The organism is Roseiarcus fermentans, from assembly GCF_003315135.1.
GTDB lineage: Bacteria > Pseudomonadota > Alphaproteobacteria > Rhizobiales > Beijerinckiaceae > Roseiarcus > Roseiarcus fermentans.
The window spans coordinates 154065-169666 of the sequence record NZ_QNRK01000007.1; the positions used below are offsets into that span (position 1 = coordinate 154065).

General features: G+C 64.7%; 18 protein-coding genes. 6 read left to right on the top strand and 12 right to left on the bottom strand.

All coding sequences use genetic code 11. From position 1 onward, the window contains the following. The 4 genes from DFR50_RS31980 to DFR50_RS08145 all read right to left on the bottom strand — a co-directional run. Positions 1 to 644 (bottom strand): hypothetical protein (locus tag DFR50_RS31980; RefSeq protein ID WP_170153104.1); only part of this gene is annotated, 644 nt, incomplete at its 3' end. 85 nt (positions 645 to 729) lie between these two features. Further along, a complete protein-coding gene (locus tag DFR50_RS08135) occupies positions 730 to 1791 on the bottom strand; it encodes a hypothetical protein (protein WP_147262686.1) in 1062 nt (353 codons plus the stop codon). A 383-nt stretch (positions 1792 to 2174) separates the two neighbouring features. After that, positions 2175 to 3233 carry a hypothetical protein gene (locus DFR50_RS08140; RefSeq protein ID WP_147262687.1) on the bottom strand — a complete coding sequence of 353 codons (1059 nt, stop codon included), beginning with the start codon at positions 3231 to 3233 and terminating at the stop codon, positions 2175 to 2177. Between the two features lie 201 nt (positions 3234 to 3434). Beyond that, positions 3435 to 4157: a helix-turn-helix transcriptional regulator gene (locus DFR50_RS08145; RefSeq protein ID WP_170153105.1), complete on the bottom strand. Its 723-nt coding sequence runs from the start codon at positions 4155 to 4157 to the stop codon at positions 3435 to 3437. Between the two features lie 99 nt (positions 4158 to 4256). Between DFR50_RS08145 and DFR50_RS08150 the strand changes: the two genes are divergently transcribed. Genes DFR50_RS08150 through DFR50_RS08170 form a run of 5 tightly spaced genes read left to right on the top strand, consistent with a single transcriptional unit; the run spans position 4257 to position 9798 of the window. Next, entirely contained in the window at positions 4257 to 5501 is a 1245-nt protein-coding gene (locus tag DFR50_RS08150) for an ABC transporter substrate-binding protein (protein ID WP_113888697.1), read from the top strand. A 26-nt stretch (positions 5502 to 5527) separates the two neighbouring features. Next, the gene (locus DFR50_RS08155; protein WP_113888698.1) at positions 5528 to 6262 is read left to right on the top strand and encodes an ABC transporter ATP-binding protein; all 735 of its coding nucleotides are present in this window, start codon (positions 5528 to 5530) and stop codon (positions 6260 to 6262) included. After that, positions 6259 to 7038, top strand: coding sequence for an ABC transporter ATP-binding protein (locus DFR50_RS08160; protein ID WP_113888699.1), 780 nt, complete (start codon positions 6259 to 6261; stop codon positions 7036 to 7038). The genes DFR50_RS08155 and DFR50_RS08160 overlap by 4 nt, the downstream gene beginning before the upstream one ends. 4 nt (positions 7039 to 7042) lie before the next feature. Beyond that, entirely contained in the window at positions 7043 to 7930 is an 888-nt protein-coding gene (locus DFR50_RS08165) for a branched-chain amino acid ABC transporter permease (protein ID WP_113888700.1), read from the top strand. Continuing rightward, positions 7930 to 9798, top strand: a complete 1869-nt coding sequence (locus DFR50_RS08170) for an alpha/beta fold hydrolase (RefSeq protein ID WP_113888701.1) — start codon at positions 7930 to 7932, stop codon at positions 9796 to 9798. Before DFR50_RS08165 ends, DFR50_RS08170 begins: the two co-directional genes overlap by 1 nt. A gap of 85 nt (positions 9799 to 9883) precedes the next feature. Here DFR50_RS08170 and DFR50_RS08175 read toward each other — a convergent pair whose 3' ends face one another. Next, entirely contained in the window at positions 9884 to 10216 is a 333-nt protein-coding gene (locus DFR50_RS08175; RefSeq protein WP_113888702.1) for a hypothetical protein, read from the bottom strand. Positions 10217 to 10437: 221 nt separating this feature from the next. On the opposite strand from DFR50_RS08175, the gene DFR50_RS08180 reads away from it, so the two are divergent. Beyond that, a complete protein-coding gene (locus DFR50_RS08180) occupies positions 10438 to 11064 on the top strand; it encodes a TrmH family RNA methyltransferase (protein ID WP_113888703.1) in 627 nt (208 codons plus the stop codon). A 90-nt stretch (positions 11065 to 11154) separates the two neighbouring features. Here the strand turns inward: DFR50_RS08180 and DFR50_RS08185 are convergent, their stop codons facing one another. The 7 genes from DFR50_RS08185 to DFR50_RS08195 form a co-directional block, all read right to left on the bottom strand. Continuing rightward, positions 11155 to 11430: a hypothetical protein gene (locus tag DFR50_RS08185; RefSeq protein WP_147262688.1), complete on the bottom strand. Its 276-nt coding sequence runs from the start codon at positions 11428 to 11430 to the stop codon at positions 11155 to 11157. Then, complete coding sequence (locus tag DFR50_RS31270; protein ID WP_147262689.1) at positions 11414 to 11752, bottom strand: hypothetical protein; 339 nt, start codon at positions 11750 to 11752, stop codon at positions 11414 to 11416. Before DFR50_RS31270 ends, DFR50_RS08185 begins: the two co-directional genes overlap by 17 nt. A 27-nt stretch (positions 11753 to 11779) precedes the next feature. Then, positions 11780 to 11950 carry a hypothetical protein gene (locus DFR50_RS31985; protein WP_170153106.1) on the bottom strand — a complete coding sequence of 57 codons (171 nt, stop codon included), beginning with the start codon at positions 11948 to 11950 and terminating at the stop codon, positions 11780 to 11782. Between the two features lie 51 nt (positions 11951 to 12001). Continuing rightward, a complete protein-coding gene (locus tag DFR50_RS31275; protein WP_147262690.1) occupies positions 12002 to 12421 on the bottom strand; it encodes a hypothetical protein in 420 nt (139 codons plus the stop codon). A 115-nt stretch (positions 12422 to 12536) separates the two neighbouring features. Beyond that, positions 12537 to 12947 carry a hypothetical protein gene (locus DFR50_RS31280; protein ID WP_147262691.1) on the bottom strand — a complete coding sequence of 137 codons (411 nt, stop codon included), beginning with the start codon at positions 12945 to 12947 and terminating at the stop codon, positions 12537 to 12539. A 291-nt stretch (positions 12948 to 13238) separates the two neighbouring features. Further along, a complete protein-coding gene (locus DFR50_RS08190; RefSeq protein WP_113888705.1) occupies positions 13239 to 13469 on the bottom strand; it encodes a hypothetical protein in 231 nt (76 codons plus the stop codon). Between the two features lie 703 nt (positions 13470 to 14172). Further along, a partial coding sequence (locus DFR50_RS08195; RefSeq protein ID WP_113888706.1) for a phage portal protein occupies positions 14173 to 15602 on the bottom strand: 1430 nt, incomplete at its 5' end.

Genomic DNA, 15602 nt, shown 5'->3' on the forward strand with positions numbered 1-15602 from the left:
AGAAACTCCAGCAGCTTGGCGGTGGTGGTGATGTCGCCGACATAGGGCGCGAGTTTGCCCTGGACGGCCTCTTGCACCTTTCGGGCGAGTTCGTCGCGCGAAAACAGCGTCGTATCGAGCGAACTTTGAATCCCCCACTCGGCGATGGCGCCGAGCGAGAAATGCATGGCGCAAAACCAGGGCGGATCGCGATAGCCAGTCGAGCGCAGCGTCCGCGTGACGAGTGCGGGATGGTATTGATCTTGATGCGAATTGACAAAATTCTCGGCCTGCCGGTCGCGTAGCCCCGCATCGCCGCGCAGGTAGATATTCGGCGTTCCATACGTGTCGAACGTCAGAACGTGTTCGACGTCGTCGGTGCTCCGCTCCGCCCGGTACGCCAACTTGGCCACGCGGCGATATCCGACCTTCGCCAAGGCGTCGGCCAGCAGCGGGTCGAGTTTGACCCGCTTTTCTTTCCCCTCGCCGACATCGATATTCGAATCCTCCGGCGCCGCTTCCTTGGGCTCGGCGGGCCCCGCGGCCCCGAATGTGGCCTCGAATATCCGTCTCGCCCGCGCCCGCTCGGCGTCCGAGACGGCCCCCGGAACGACCATCAAGGGCCCGACGATTTGATGGCCTCTCTCTTGAGGCGTCGCCTGCACGACGCGGTCGGCCGGCGGATCGCGGCGCCCAGCGCCGGTTTCGGAAGGAGCCTTCATGCATCGATCTCCTGCCGCAAGCGCCTAATCAAGGGCGCGAGTGAGGCGTGATGGCAATTCCCGCCTGATACAGTCTGTCGGCGAGATAGATTGTACGGAAATTGAAGAAACGACAGCCCGTACAGTAGGTTTCATAGGCCACGCGGGTGACGGACTGCTTAATCGCGGGTGCGTAGCCGCCACCCACCTGATAGAGCGCGACATCCTTTTCCACCTGGGAGCGGTCGAAAAAGATCGTGTCATACATGGTCGTCTTCACTTCGACACCAAAGTACACGCCTGTGACGGGATCATGCGCCACAAAATCGTAAACGCGTGGGGTTGCGAAGCCGTCAATGGTCACATTTGTCGCGGAGTCCGAGGGAATCTCGAAACCCGCATTGCGATAGTCTTGAATGGCTTGATTCACGCCGTTCTGATGTTGGTCGTTCGGCCCCCGGCCATTGAAGGGGCGCCCGCCGCGTTGTGCGGCCTGCGCAGCGCCGATGAGAGAAAAATACTGTGTCCAGTCCGTCGAATTGTCAACGGCAGGCGTAGACTGCACGGCCGGCGTTTGAGCGGTTTGCCCGGCCGGCGTTGCGCCTTCACGTCGAGCGCCCGAGGTCGCTCCGCCCGCGTCCCCGCTCGTCCACTGGCCGCTGATCTCCCCGTTGCCGGCGGGCACGCGCGGCTGATCGGGGTTGTATGCGCGGGCGAGGTCGACATGCCGCGGCGCCAGCGCTGCGACAATCGCCGAAGGCGCGACGCCCGCCTCCATCAGCGCGTCGGATTTCGACAATCGCTCCAGAGCCGCGGCGGGGTCGGCGAGCGGCGGCAGGCCGGCGAGGGCCAGGTAGGTCAGCGCCAGCGGGATCTCGCCCTCGCGCCGCTTCCGGACGGCGCCGCGGAGGTAAGCGAGCGCGGACGGCGAAAGCGCTGCGCCGTAGGCGGCGGCCAGCAGCGCGGCGGCGCGCGGTTCGTCGAACTTCCCGGCCTTCCCGATGACGAAGCCGCCGAGCGTCAGAGCCTCGCCGTCGAGTGAGACCGTGACGGCGCCCGGCCTGCGGCGAAGCGACGGGGCGTCGGCGATCGGGAAGGCTTCCGGGTTCATGCTGGCCTCTCCTCCCGCGAGCCGGAACGGCGCCGCCGCGTCGCCGGGCCGGCGCCTGCCGGCGTCCGGACCGCGCCGCTTCGCGGCCGTCCTGACGGGCGACGACGCGTTGAAAGGGTCGCGCGGCGGCCGGGGCGTCGCGGTCGAACCGATCGCCGCCGTGAGCGAGGCGATGGCCCGCGAGCCTTCCTGCCGCCGCGCCGCCGGCGCCGCGGGCGCCGGCGATTCGTGTCGGGTTGCGTTCACCGGGATGGGGGTTGTGCGGTCGATGCGGGGGTTTGCGTGGGAGGGAGCGCGTCCCGCGCTCCGGCGGCGAGACGCCGCCGCTCCCGGGGAGGCGCCTTGCGACGCTTCGGCGCGACCGCTGGCGAAAAAATTCCCGCTCAGTAGCGCAGCGGGTTGGTCAGGCTGAGTTTCGTCAGCGCCAGCGCCCGGGCCTCCGGCGGCAGCGCCGCCAGGCGCCGGATCGCCTCGTCGGCGCCGGGCGCCTCGGCCGCCCCGTCGGCGCCCTTCGCCACCGCCCGCAGCGCCGCCTTGGGCGGCAGCGGCTGGGCTTCGAGCGCCGCGACCCGCTTCACAAGGTCGGCGAGCGCCGGCTGGACGCCGGCGAGCGCCTTCTCGAGGCGGGCGTTCTCGTCGGCCGCGCGTTCGAGTTTTCGGGCTGCCGCGGCGAGCGCGGCGGCGCCCTTTTCCAGCGCCGCGGCCGGTTCGGCCCGCAGCTTCGGCGCCGCGGACACGGCCTTTTCCGGCGTCCGCCAGCCCTCCGGCAATGCGCTTTCGGCGCCGATCGCCGTGGCCCGCGCGATGATGTACGCCTTGACCTCGGGCAGCTCGCCGTTCCGCCGCCAGTCCCGCACGGCGTTCTCGACGTCCTCCGCGGTCTCGATCGGCCCGGCGCCGTCCAGCGTCGCGACGCTGTCTGCCGCGTCCGTCTGGCGGTCGGGCGTCGCGAAGGCGCGCTTCTCGACCACGCCGCCCTTCACCACCTCGAAGGTGGCGTCGGGCAGGCAGGGCAGGTCGACGAGCGAGATCTCGTGCGGCTCGGCGGTGTAGCGCACGAGGCCGGTGTCCTCGTCCGGCCAGCGCTTCACGTAGCGCCCGCCTTGCGAGAAGCCGGTGTAGACGCCCTCCTGCACCTTGCGCCACTCGTCGTCGTCGACCACCTTGGCCTCGACGACGATGCGCTTGGCGTCGTCGTCGAAGGCGATGTCGGTGAGCTTGCCGGCGGCGATCCGGCCATGCATGGCGCGCACCGCCCCCATCGACTTGCCGCCGCTCGCCGCCAGCGCTTCCGCCGACCACTTTTCGAAATACGGCTTCGAGCTCACGTAGTCGCAGATCTCTCCGGAGCGGTCGGGCGCCTCGGCGGTGGCGACGCCGGTGACGAGCCGCCGGTCGAGGTCGACTTTGTGCAGGGGCAGGAAGAGGTCGAGCGAGGTCACGCGCTGCTCCATCGGTCGGGCGCGCCGGAACGCGCCCGTTCGGGCCGCGGGCGCGGGCAGGTTTGGGAAGTCTTGCTGGGAAGGGAGACAGGGCCGCCTCGGCGCCCACGCTCTCCATTGTGTCAGACTATGCCACGAGCCGAGTTAGGGGTCAAGGAAAAACAGAAATCGCAGGGCGCATTATTTCTGGACGTCCGCGGGTCAGATCAGCGCCCGCCGGATCGCGAGCGCGACCGCCTGCACCTTGTTGGCGGCGCCGAGTTTCCGGCAGACGGCGGTCAGGTGATAATTGACGGCGGAGGCGGTGATGCCGATGCGCTCGGCCGTGGCTTCGCTGCTGAGACCTTCCGCGGTCCACGCGAGCACCTCGCGCTGCCGCGGCGACAGTTCCAGTCTCGCCTTGCGCTCGGGGCCATAGGCGATCCGGACCGCCGCCGCGTGGAAGTCGGCGGCGAACAGCTGAATCTGGTCGTCACGGTCGCGCAGCATCTGCCGGGCCTGGCCGCGGTGCGACAGCGTCACGCCGAACACCCCCGCGTCGCCCGCCACCCCCGCGGTCGGCACGGCGCAGCCCTCGAGGATGCGGAATTCAGTCGCCTCGTCGAACACCCGCCGCGCGCCCTTGCCGTAGGCCGACAGGAAACCGGCGTGACCCCAGGAATAGGGCTCGCGCGCGTCGTGGGCCAGCGTCACCACCGGATCATGGTACTTGTAATGGCGGCAGAGGTAGCGCGCCTGCCACTCCGGCGGATAGTCGGACACCAGAATTTCGCCTCTGTGCGCTGCGCCCGCCGGCGGGCGCAGCGCCAGATAGGCGAAGTAGTCGCAGCCGAGGCCGGCTGCGAACCGATGGGCGAGCGCGCGTAGATCGTCGAACGAGGTCGCCTCGCGGGCAGTCGGGGGAGACGACGCAGGAACCGGCATCACTTCTTCGAGACCACTTCTTTTATAAACTTTACCAGTTTCTTTCGATCTGAAAAGCCCGTTAGCTCGCCGCAATGGCATCAGCCGTTGGGGAGTTCCATGGCGAGTTTGAAAGCGTTGTCGGCCTGCGCCCTGTTGGCCGCTTCGATCTGCGGGGCCGTCGCGCCGGGCGCCGCGTTCGCCGCCGGCTCGATCAAGATCGGCGTGCTCGCGCCCCTCACCGGGCCGAGCGCCTCCGATGGGCAAGAGTTCGTCAATGGCGTGAAATGGGCGGCCGACGAGGCCAACGCCGCCGGCGGCGTCGCCGGCTATACGTTCGAGGTCGTTCCGGCGGACGTGAAGGATGGCTCGGCCGCCAATGTCACCAGCGCCGTCGAGCGGCTGGCGCAGACCAGCGGCGTCGAGGTCGTCCTGACCGGCTACGCGGCCCTGTCGATGTTCGAGATCGACCTGTTCAAGGAATACGGCCTGCCGTACCTGTCCGCCGGGCCGTCGCCGTCGGTCGAGGCGATCATCGGCAAGGCGCCCGAGGACTACTGGTGCTGCTGGTCCTACACCGCCGACTTCGGCGGCTACGCCACCGATCTCCTGCCGGCGCTCAAGGCGTTCGCGGCGGAAGGCAAGGCCAACATCGCCGACAAGACCATCGCCATCGTCTCGTCCGACAATCCCTATTCGAAGACCATCTCCGAGGGGATGAAGAAGGTGTTCGGCGCCGACGGGTGGAAGATCGTCGTCGACGAGATCGTGCCCTTCGGGGAGGTCGGCGACTGGCGCGCCATCCTCGCCAAGGTGCGCAGCGCGAAGCCCGACGTCATCGTCAACGCCGACTACCTGCCCGGCAATTCGGCGCTGTTCCTGAAGCAGTTCCTGGAGCAGCCGACCAACAGCGTCGTCTTCCTGCAATACGCCCCGTCGGTGCCGGAATTCATCAAGCTCACCGGTCCGCAATCGACGGGCGTCCTCTACGACCTGATCGGCGGCGTGCTCGACTCGCCGAAATGGCCGCGCGGGCCGGAGCTGCTCGCCGCCTACAAGGCGAAGTACGGCGTCGAGAGCGGGGCCTACGGCGTCGGCCTGTACGAAATGGCCAACCTCTACTTCAAGGCGCTGCAGAAGGTCGGGGACCCGAAGGACCACAAGGCGATCGGCCTGGCGATCGGCGAACAGGCGTCGAACTCGGCGGCCGGACCGATCAAGTTCGACCCCAAGACCCATGTCGCGCTGGCCGGCGACGATTACGTCCCGACCACCTTCTGGCAGATCGTCGACAGCAAGCGCGTGCTCGTCGCCCCGGCGAAATACGCCAACGGCGCCTTCCAGACGCCGCCGTGGATCAAGTGACCCCGGCAAGTCGAGGCTCGTAGGCGTTGGCGTCGCATGTTCTGGAAGCGCGGGGGCTGTCGAAGGCGTTCGGCGGCCTCCTCGCGGTGGCCGAGGTCGATCTCGCGGTCGCCGAGGGCGAAGCGCTCGGCATCGCCGGGCCGAACGGCAGCGGCAAGAGCACGCTGTTCAACCTTCTGACCAAGGTGCCGTTCGCCGCCGACAGCGGCACGGTGCTGCTCGACGGCCGGCCATTGGACTCCGTCCCGGCGCACGCAATCGCGCGGCTCGGCGTCGCCCGCACCTTTCAGCGCGAAAGCGTGTTTCCGTCCCTGTCGGCGATCGACAACGTGCTCCTGGCCGCGGAGGGTTCGCGCAAGGCGCGCGGCTTCGCCGCCCGGCTGCGGCTCGCCGAGAGGGCCCTGGACGGCGCAGGCTTTCCCGCCACGCTGCACAACGCGCTCGCGGGCCAGCTTCCGGTCTTCCTGCGCAAGCTCGTCATGATCGCCTCGGCCCTCGCGCTCGAACCGCGCGTGCTGCTTCTGGACGAGCCGGCGTCGAGTCTCACCCCCCAGGAGATCGAGCGGATTCGCGCGCTGATCGCCAGGCTCCTCGACTCCGGCATGACGATTCTCCTGATCGAACACGTGCTGCCGCTGCTGACGGCGGTGTCGCACCGCCTGATCGTGATGGACCAGGGCGCCGTGATCGCCTCCGGAACGCCGGCCGAGGTCATCGCCAATCCCGCGGTCGTCGAAGCCTATCTCGGGAAGAAAACGTGAGCGCGCTTCTGCGAGTGGAGAGGCTCAGCGGCGGCTACGAGCCGGTACAGGTGTTCCGCGATGTCGACCTCGTGGTCGAGGATCGCGCCTGCGTCGGTCTGTTCGGCCCCAACGGCCACGGCAAGACGACGCTGTTGAGAACCATCAGCGGGCTGATCGACCCGTGGTCGGGCGACGTGATCTTCGACGGCGTCGTCCTCAACAGGCCGGGCGAGCGACGCAGCCGCAGCTCGCGCAACCTCAACTACGACATTCTGGTTCGCCGCCGGATGGACCCGACCCGGGTCGCGCGCGCAGGCCTCGTTCACGTCGCGCAGGGCTCCCCCTTGTTCCCGGAGCTGACGGTGGCCGAGACGCTGTCGGTCGCAGTCACCGCCGCGCGCGCCGGCGGCAGAGCGGCCGACGTCGACATGCCTTACGTGCTGTTTCCGCAACTCAAGGCGCGTCGCCAGTCGAAGGCGCGCTTCCTGTCGGGCGGGGAGCGCCAGATGCTGGCGATGGCCTGCGGCATGCTGGCCGCGCCGCGCCTTCTGATGCTGGACGAACCCACGCTCGGACTGTCGCCGAAACTCAGGGTCGAACTCGCCGACGCGGTTCACGCCATTCGCGCCACCGGCGTGCCGATCATCCTGGTCGATCAGGACATCGAATTCCTGCGCGACCTCGTCGACGTCCTGAACATCTTCGATCACGGATCGATCTCCGCCGCGATGGCGCGCGCGGACATTCCCGACCACGACGCCGTCATGGCGCAGATGTTCGGAGGGGCGCGCTAAGGCGATGGATCTGCAATCGTTCGTCTCCATCCTGATCAGCGGCGTCGCGCTCGGCGTGCTTTACGCCCTGATGGCCTTCGGCCTGGCGATCGTCTGGACGACGCTCGGCATCTTCAACTTCGCCCACGGCGCCTTCATCGCCGTGGGCGCCTATCTCGCGTGGCAGTTCGGCAGCGCGGCGGGCCTCGGGCTCGGCTACTTGCCGGGCGCGGGACTCGCGGTCGCTGCGATGTTTCTCCTCGGCGTCGCCACCCAGTTCGTGCTGGTGCGCCCGTTCGAGCGCCAGAAGGACATCGTCCTGCTCACCGTCATCACCACGCTCGCCGGCGCGACCATCCTCACCAACCTCCTGAACGTGGTGTGGGGCCCGCGCATGAAGCAGATCGAACCGGCCGCGGGGGGAGAGCTGTCGTTCGGCCTCGTCCACCTGCGTTCGCAGGAAGCGATCATGGTCGTCGTGGTCGGCGCGACGCTCGCCGCGCTCGCCTGGTTCCTGCTGCGCACCGCCACGGGCCGGTCGATGCGGGCGGTCGCGCAGAACCGCGAGGCCGCGCAACTCATGGGGCTCGACGTCCACCGGCTCTATGCCCTCACCTTCGGCCTGGCCGCGGCTGTGGCCGGCCTCGCCGGAATCTTCATCGCCTCGATCCGGTTCATGTCGCCGAACATGGGCGACGATCCGCTCCAGAAGGCGATCGTGGTCGTGATTCTGGGCGGCGTCGCGCGCTTCACCTATTCGATCTACGCCGCCTTCGTCGTCGGCATGATCGAGGCGTTCTCGACCTATTACGTCGGCCTCTACTGGACGCCCGCGGTGCTGTTCGGCCTGATGATCCTCGTGCTGATCGTGAAGCCCGAGGGTCTGTTCGGCCGCCGGCAGAGGTCGGTCTGATGCGTTACGATCCGCCGTTCCATCGCACCGGAGGCTTCTGGCCGGCGCTGATCGCGCTCGCCGTCCTCGCTGCGCTTCCGCTGGTGGTGACGAACCCCTACGCCCGGCATCTGCTGATCCTGTCCTTCATCTTCGCGGTGGTGGCCTCGAGCTGGGACCTGAGCCTCGGGTTCGGCGGCCTGTTCAACTTCGCCCATGGCGCGCTGTTCGCGGTCGGCCTCTACACCTTCGCGCTGACGGTGAAGTTTTTGGGGCTCTCGCCGTGGCTGGCGATCCCGCTCGCCGGACTCGCGGCCGTGCTGGTTGCAACCGTGATCGCGCTGCCGGTGCTCAGGCTCGACGGCATCTACGTCATCCTGGTCACGATCGCGGTGGCGCAGCTCCTCTATCAGGTGACGGTGAGCCAGTCGCAATGGACCGGCGGAACCTCGGGCATCGTCTCCCTGCCGGCGCTGAAACTCGGCGGCTACAGTTTCATTCGCGACGGCCGCATCGGCTACTATTACACGGCGCTGGCGCTGCTCGTCCTGTCGACGGCGTTTCTCTATGCGGTCGTGCGCTCCCCGGTCGGGCGGTCGATCGTCGCCTTGCGCGATCACAAATATCTGGCGATCGCGCGCGGCGTCTCGGAAGGCCGCACCCGGCTGATCACGCTGGCGGCGAGCGCGCTGTTCACCGGGGCCGCCGGCGCCGTCTACGGCGGCTATGTCCGCGTCGCCTCGCCCGACGTGTTCGGGCTCAGTTTCCTGACGCTGATGCTGTCGATCCTTCTGGTCGGCGGCGCGGCGACGCTGTGGGGGCCGATCGTCGCCGCCTTCGCGATCACCTTCCTGTCGGAGGCGATCGTCGATTTCGGGCCGTGGCGCGAGATCGCCATGAGCGTGTTGATCATCCTCGTCGTCGCCTTCTATCCGGGCGGCCTGTGGGCGGCGATCCAGGAGCTCAGGGAGCGCCTCGACGCGCTGCGCACCGCGGCGCGCGCCGCGCTCGCGCGCCGCCGCGGCCGCGGCGAGCGGGAGGCGCGCATGGGCGGCGCCCCCGAAACCATGATCGCGACGCGGCACGGACGGATTGCGGTCTCCGACACCGGCGGCGACAAGCCGGCGATCCTGTTCATTCACGGCAATTCCGCCTGCAAGGAGGCTTTCGCCAAGCAGTTTTCCGCGCTCAGGGGCGATTTTCGCCTGGTCGCCTTCGACCTGCCCGGGCACGGCGTCTCGACCAACGCCGATCCCGAGACGACCTACAACGTTCCCGCCTACGCCGAGGTCGCCGAGGCGGTGATCGCGGCGCGCGGGATCGCGCGGCCGCTGGTGTTCGGCTGGTCGCTCGGCGGCTATGTGGCGCTCGAGCTCGCCGCGCGCGGCCATGTCCCGCTCGCCGGCCTCGCGATTTGCGGGACCTCGCCGCTCGCCGTGGCGCCGGAAGACTTCGCCGCGGGCTACGACGCGTCCTCGCACCTCATTCTGGCCGGCAAGCCCTATTTCACCCGCCGCGAGGCCGCCGCCTACGCCGGGTCGGCCACCGCGCCGAAGTCGCCGGAAAGCGCCTATCTGCACCGCAATCTGACCCGCACCGACGGCCGGGCGCGCGCCTACATGATGACCAAGATCACGGTCGTCAACTGGCCGCGCCAGATGCGCATGCTGCGCGGCGGCGCATTGCCCTTCGCCATCATCAACGGCGCCGACGATCCGTTCCTCAACCACGATTACCTGCGCGCGCTGACCGGGTCCGAGGGATGGCCGCACGATCTGGTGGCGATCGAGAACGGCAAGCATGCGCCGTTCTTCAACACCCCCGCCGCCTTTCACGCGGCGTTTCTCGCCTTCTGCCGCGCCGCCCTCGCCCGGGAGCGGGCGGCGTGACGGCCGGCGTCCGCCGGCGGCGCCGGGACGGAGCAGGGCGAGGCCGGTCGCGGTTGCGCCGGGCGCGCTTCGGGGTCCGTTCGAATTAGACCGTGAGGTTGAAGAACGGCTCCGCCTCCTTCAACGAGATCGGGTCGTCCGCGCCCCACTGGAAAGTCCGGACATAATCCTGCGCGGTCTGCGGCCCCCAGACTCGCTCGCAATCCCACCACCAGCCCGTCATCGTGGGACCTGGCAAAGTCGGAAGCCAGACCTCGACGCCGAGAATGCGCCAGCCCGCCTTCTCCAGACCGTCGATCGCTGCGATCGCGTCCGCTCTCGTCCAGGCGACTTCACCGGGGATTCGGTAGGCGCGCGCCAGCAACTCGGGCGAAAGCGCCGGTAAAAATTCCTCGAACTGATCCTGCATGTCGGTCACCGTGGTGTGCGCCCCGGCCGCGCCGCGGAGGCGGCGAATAGACCATATCGGCTCGGCCTTGGTCCGGGCCCACGGGCTCGTCCGCCAAAGCCGTTGGAGTCTTTTCGACGCGCCCGCATTTCCACCTCGGGAAACGGGGTTCCCTGCGCCGGTCGGCGGCGCCATAATCTCCAGATTCGCGCCGGCGTCGCAGCCGGGATCACGCAAGGAAGCGCCGCGCCATGGACGAGGCCCGAAAATCGAAGCCGACGCTTCGCGCCCGAGCGGACAAGGTCAAGAGCTTTCGCTGCAAGAATCTGGTTGCTGTTATCGAAAATCCCGACGACATTGGCAATGTCGGCGCCATCATCCGAAACGTCAACGCGCTCGGCGTCGAGAAAGCCTACGTCGTGACGGCCAAAAAGATCTTGCCAGAAACGTGGGAGGAGATGCGTTCAAAGCCGAAGCTCAACGCGATATCGGCCTCCGCAATCAAATGGAGCTTCGTCAAAGTCTTTCCCGATACCACCGCCTGCATGGATCATCTCGACAAAAAGGGATTCGTGTCGATCGTCACGTCGCCGCACAGAAAGGAATGCAAGAACGCCGTGCTTCACGAATTCGACTATACGATTTACAGCAAACTCGCGGTCTGGTTCGGCAACGAGAGGAACGGGATCAGCACGGCGGCGATCGAGCGCAGCGCGCTTTGCGTCAACATTCCGATGTACGGAATTGTCGAGAGTCTGAATCTCGCAACGTCGTCCGGGATCGTCTTGTACGAAATTGCTAGGCAGCGCCGGGCATTTCAGCTCGAGCTGAAGGAAAAGGTCGCCGCCAGAAAGTCCGGGACGGCCGGGTCTCCGTAATCAGCCGCACGCCGTTGGGAGTGTCCTGTTCATCCCACCGCGATCAGCGGGTTGTGGCAGCACGGCTTTGCTCGCGCCTGCTCGATCGGCTCACCAACTGGAGGCGCGCTTGCGGAAGTGACGAATTGCCTCTGTCAATCCCTGATCGACCGGGCTCAGGTCGTAGAGCCGGTGGGTGCGGGCGTTGCGCGGCAGGTAGAGCAGTTCGTCGGCGGAGAAGTCGGCGGCCGGGACGCCGTGCAACACCTGCTGATACGCCGGGTCGGGCGGCTCGGGCGCGCGCCCGTCGTCGCCGATCAGCGGCTTGATCGTCGCCCCGTCGATCACGTCGAGGGCATAGAGGTCTCGGTCAAGACTTGCCTTCAAGACTTTTGACTTGGACAGTGTCCAAAAGTTCCCGAATGGTCTTAAACCTCTGGCGGGTTATACCACCGCTGTTTCCACCACGGCTCAAGTGTACTGTGCTTACACCCATCTCATTCCACATCGAATCGATATATGTATCGTCCGGCGAGGACAGGATTTGATCCAAGAATGCCTTCAGGGACACGATCTTGTCAGGCGGAAGATGCGTCAGAGCAATAGCTTGCTTGGCCCACTCAGGAAAATTGTTCCAGCCCCAAGGGGCGTCATCACGGATAAAGCTCGATCCGAGATAGTAAAACTCGGGAGGAGTAGCCATTTCCATTATTAGTCTCTCGGTGTTGTCTTGGCGTTATTCGTTCGAGAGCGCGAGCGTCGCCGCCTCGCTCCGCAGCGCGATGTTGACCGTCAAGGCGACCTGCTCGACCGGGCTCATGCCGTAGAGTCGATGCGTGCGGGCGTTGCGCGGCAGGTACAGCAGCTCGTCGGCGGAAAAGTCGGCGGCCGGGACGCCGTGCAACACCTGCTGGAAGGCCGGGTCGGGCGGCTCGGGCGCCCGTCCGCACGTCGGGGGCTATGAATGTTCGATGTCGAGAATTGCGTTCACTCGATCAGTCTCTGCAGTCAAAATAGAGATTACCTGTTTGGCCTCTTCTCTTAATGGGACCCATGCCGGATCGTTCATTGCCCGCAATTGAGCGTCCTTCGAGTTTAGCACGTTAAAGATCGATTTGGGTATGTCCGCTACGCGTTCGAGTAGTCGGCGGATACAATTTTTCTGATCGTCCGACAGTTGCAGCGGCGATGTGTTTAGAACTGTGTAGCCGCTATTAAGCATATCGTCCCGTATCTCCCATGCGACGTTGTAAAATCCCATCACTTGGCATTGTGCCTCAGAATCTTCGCTGAGGATTAACAAAGAATTATAGAAATAGTGGTAGTTATTTGCATAAATGTCCTCGTCCGTAACGATATTCTTTGGCGCCTCGCTCATCTGAGCCTCCACACCGATTGACATCAACACCAACTGCCGTGTCGGGCGGTGCCTCATAGGCTCAATTGGCCGCGGCGCGATGTTCGCAACCTTCGTCAAGACCCGTTGTAACGGCCTATTGCGCTTGACGGCCGATCTCGTAGTGAACTTGAATTCTACCGATTCGGTCCAGTTTTTTGGAAATCTGACCAATGTCAGAAAGCCTGACTGTAATAACGTTGTCAGATGACCAAATTATTTCCGGGTCTGAAGGACCTCCTTCATATGCGAAAAATGCTTCGCCGCGCTCGTGACCTTTCGCCTTGAATTCCAGCGTTACATCATTAGAATACGCTATTCCTCCGCATAGCGTCAACCGCATTTGAATTTCATCGCCAAGGTCGTTCTGTGAGAGATCATGAAAATCGCTCACACAGCTATACGTATCCCATGGCATGCGATCATAGATCGCCGTGCCAATTACGGCAACCAAAGCGACCGATGTATGTGTAAAAAAGGCTCGAACGGCCCTTCCGTACTGTAACATTTCAATGTCTCTTTGCCGACAATTCTCCACTATGAGCTGCCGTATAGCCGTATTGCCACCATTGTGTTTGGCGATTTGTCCAACCCTGATGTGACATTGTTTCCGCAACCCCCCCCCAGCGATCAACTCGGTGACAGGCCACGAGTATCCGGCCCCATTCATGACCACACCGACGACATAATTGCTTGCATCTGTGTATGCTTGATAAGAGATCCCCCCTTGGCGCTGATAATCGAATTTCCCACCTTGGCCGACAAGGCCGCCAATATCGAGGGCCGTGAGGTCTCCCGGTCAGAGTCTTCTTTCCACGCCTTTGACCTCTACCGTGTCCAACAGGTCACGAATGGTTTGAAACCATTGGCGGGTAATACCGCCGCTGTTTCCGCCGCCGCTCACGAACACCAACCTTCCTGGACCCATCAAATTCCACATTGAATCGACGTATGCATCGTCCGGTGAGGACAGGATTTGATCCAAGAACGCCTTCAGAGTGTCGATGTTGGCAGGCGGAAATTGGGTCATAGCGATCGCCTGTTTCGCCCACTCTGGAAAATTGTTCCTGCCCCAGCGGGCGTCTTCCCGCGTGAAACATGAGCCAAGGTAATAGAATTCGGGAGGAGGAGGTATTTCCATAACCAGTCCCTCTGTGGAGGTCGTGCCGTGCAACACCTGCTGGAAGGCCGGATCGGGCGGTTCGGGCGCGCGCCCGTCGTCGCCGATCAGCGGCTTGCAAACTCATTGGCGCAGAGAGTGCATATCTCGTACATGTCGCGCGCCCGCGTATTTCAAGAGGGAGCACATGTAGGCCCTATTGACGCAGACGAGAATTTTCTCACCCGGTTCATTTAGAAGTATGGGGATAATCCGATACGAGACTACCGTTGAATTGACGAGAGTCGTCGTACAAATAAACCAAGATGAAAATGAGAACAAACACGCACTATATCAATAACAGAGGAAGGTCTCTGTTATAGTAAACCTCAGCCACTATTCTTGGAATGACGACAATATTGGCGAGCGCTCCAACGAAAAGCCAAGGAAAAGCGAGAAATGTCCATAATATTGGGTCTCCCGGCCCGCCCCACAGGCCTTCCTGCCCGGGTGGGGCCCACAATTGCGATCCAAAATAAAGAAAAAGCGACACCGCGGACACGTTGGCAAGCATCAGGAACAAGAGGGCGCGGTTTCTTTGAGTGTTCGAGTCGCTCATCGTTCTTAAGGTGCTTCATCGATGAGAAAATGGGCCGGAACCGATTGTTGCGCCGTTCCAGCCCTTTGTCCACCATTCAATGTGATAACGGAAACCGGACTCCCAGTTCGATGAATGTCTCATTGCGTAAGCCGTACCACCCAGGACCGTCTCTGTATAAGAATAGCCCGCGCCAGCCATGTATACGCCTACCGCGTAATTAGATGCATCGGTATAAGCTGAGTAAAAAGTCCCGTCTCTTCTCTGAAAAGCGTAAGTCCAGGAAGCGCCGATTGCGGACCTGGCAGCATTTATGTTTCGGCCGTTAGCCCGCCCTGCCGCATAGACCTGACGGAAGTCGGCGTCGGGTGGCGCATAAAACCGGGTTCCGTCGCCCGTCGTGTAGGACGTTGCATCGGAAGGTACGCCATTGACGATTGTGTATTCCTGGGCGGAAGCCGGTTTGTTCCTCGACGTTGCTGCCGCTCCGGCATCGGGGTTCGTCGCCGCGACAGCAGCTTCGTTCGCAGTCCCTCCGTCAACGCTCGCATCCGGTGCAATATTGTCCAAGCTCGCGACCTGCACCCCCTTCGGCTTGGGTTTCCCGTCCGGCTCCGCAGCGCCAGGGTTGACCGCATCCGCCGCCGTCGAAAACCTCCCGGCCTCGTCGTGGTTGTGGTTGTACTTCCCCAATCCCGCGCCGGCCTTGTCCCCTCCGAGCCCGAGCTCCGCCCGCGCCTCCTCGCGCATCTTGATCCCGGCCGAGACCAGAATTTGCAGCGTCTGCGCCTGCTGCAGCGGGTCGACCGCATCGTCGCCAACCCAGACGAATTCCAGCCCCGGCTCGCCGAGAAAACCCTGAATCACGGAATCGAGCGCGTTCTTGATCCAGCTCTTCAGAGGCAACAGCCCCTCCTGCGTCGCCTGCATCCGCATCGTCTCGGAGGTCGCCCGGTTGACCTGCGCCACGAACGGCGTCGCGGGGACGGAAAAGGCGTAGCAGATCACGCGCGCCAGCCACTCGTCGTACTGGTCCTTCAGCGGCGGCTGGCGGGTCTCGATCAGCTTGAACTCGGACGGCATGAACTTCAGCATCCGCCGCCGCGCCGAATTCCCGCTCATCAGCGCATCAAAATAGTCCTGGAAGGAGCGGATCTGGTCCACGGTCCATTCCTTCGGCAGGGTGGCGAAGGCGTCGGGCGAACTGCCGGTGCGATAATAGTCGAGCGTCGCCGCCTCGCGTCGGAGCGCGATGTTGACCGTCAGCGCCACCTGCTCGACCGGGCTGAGCCCATAGAGCCGGTGGGTGCGGGCGTTGCGCGGCAGGTAGAGCAGTTCGTCGGCGGAGAAGTCGGCGGCCGGGACGCCGTGCAACACCTGCTGATACGCCGGGTCGGGCGGCTCGGGCGCGCGCCCGTCGTCGCCGATCAGCGGCTTGATCGTCGCCCCGTCGATCACGTCGAGGG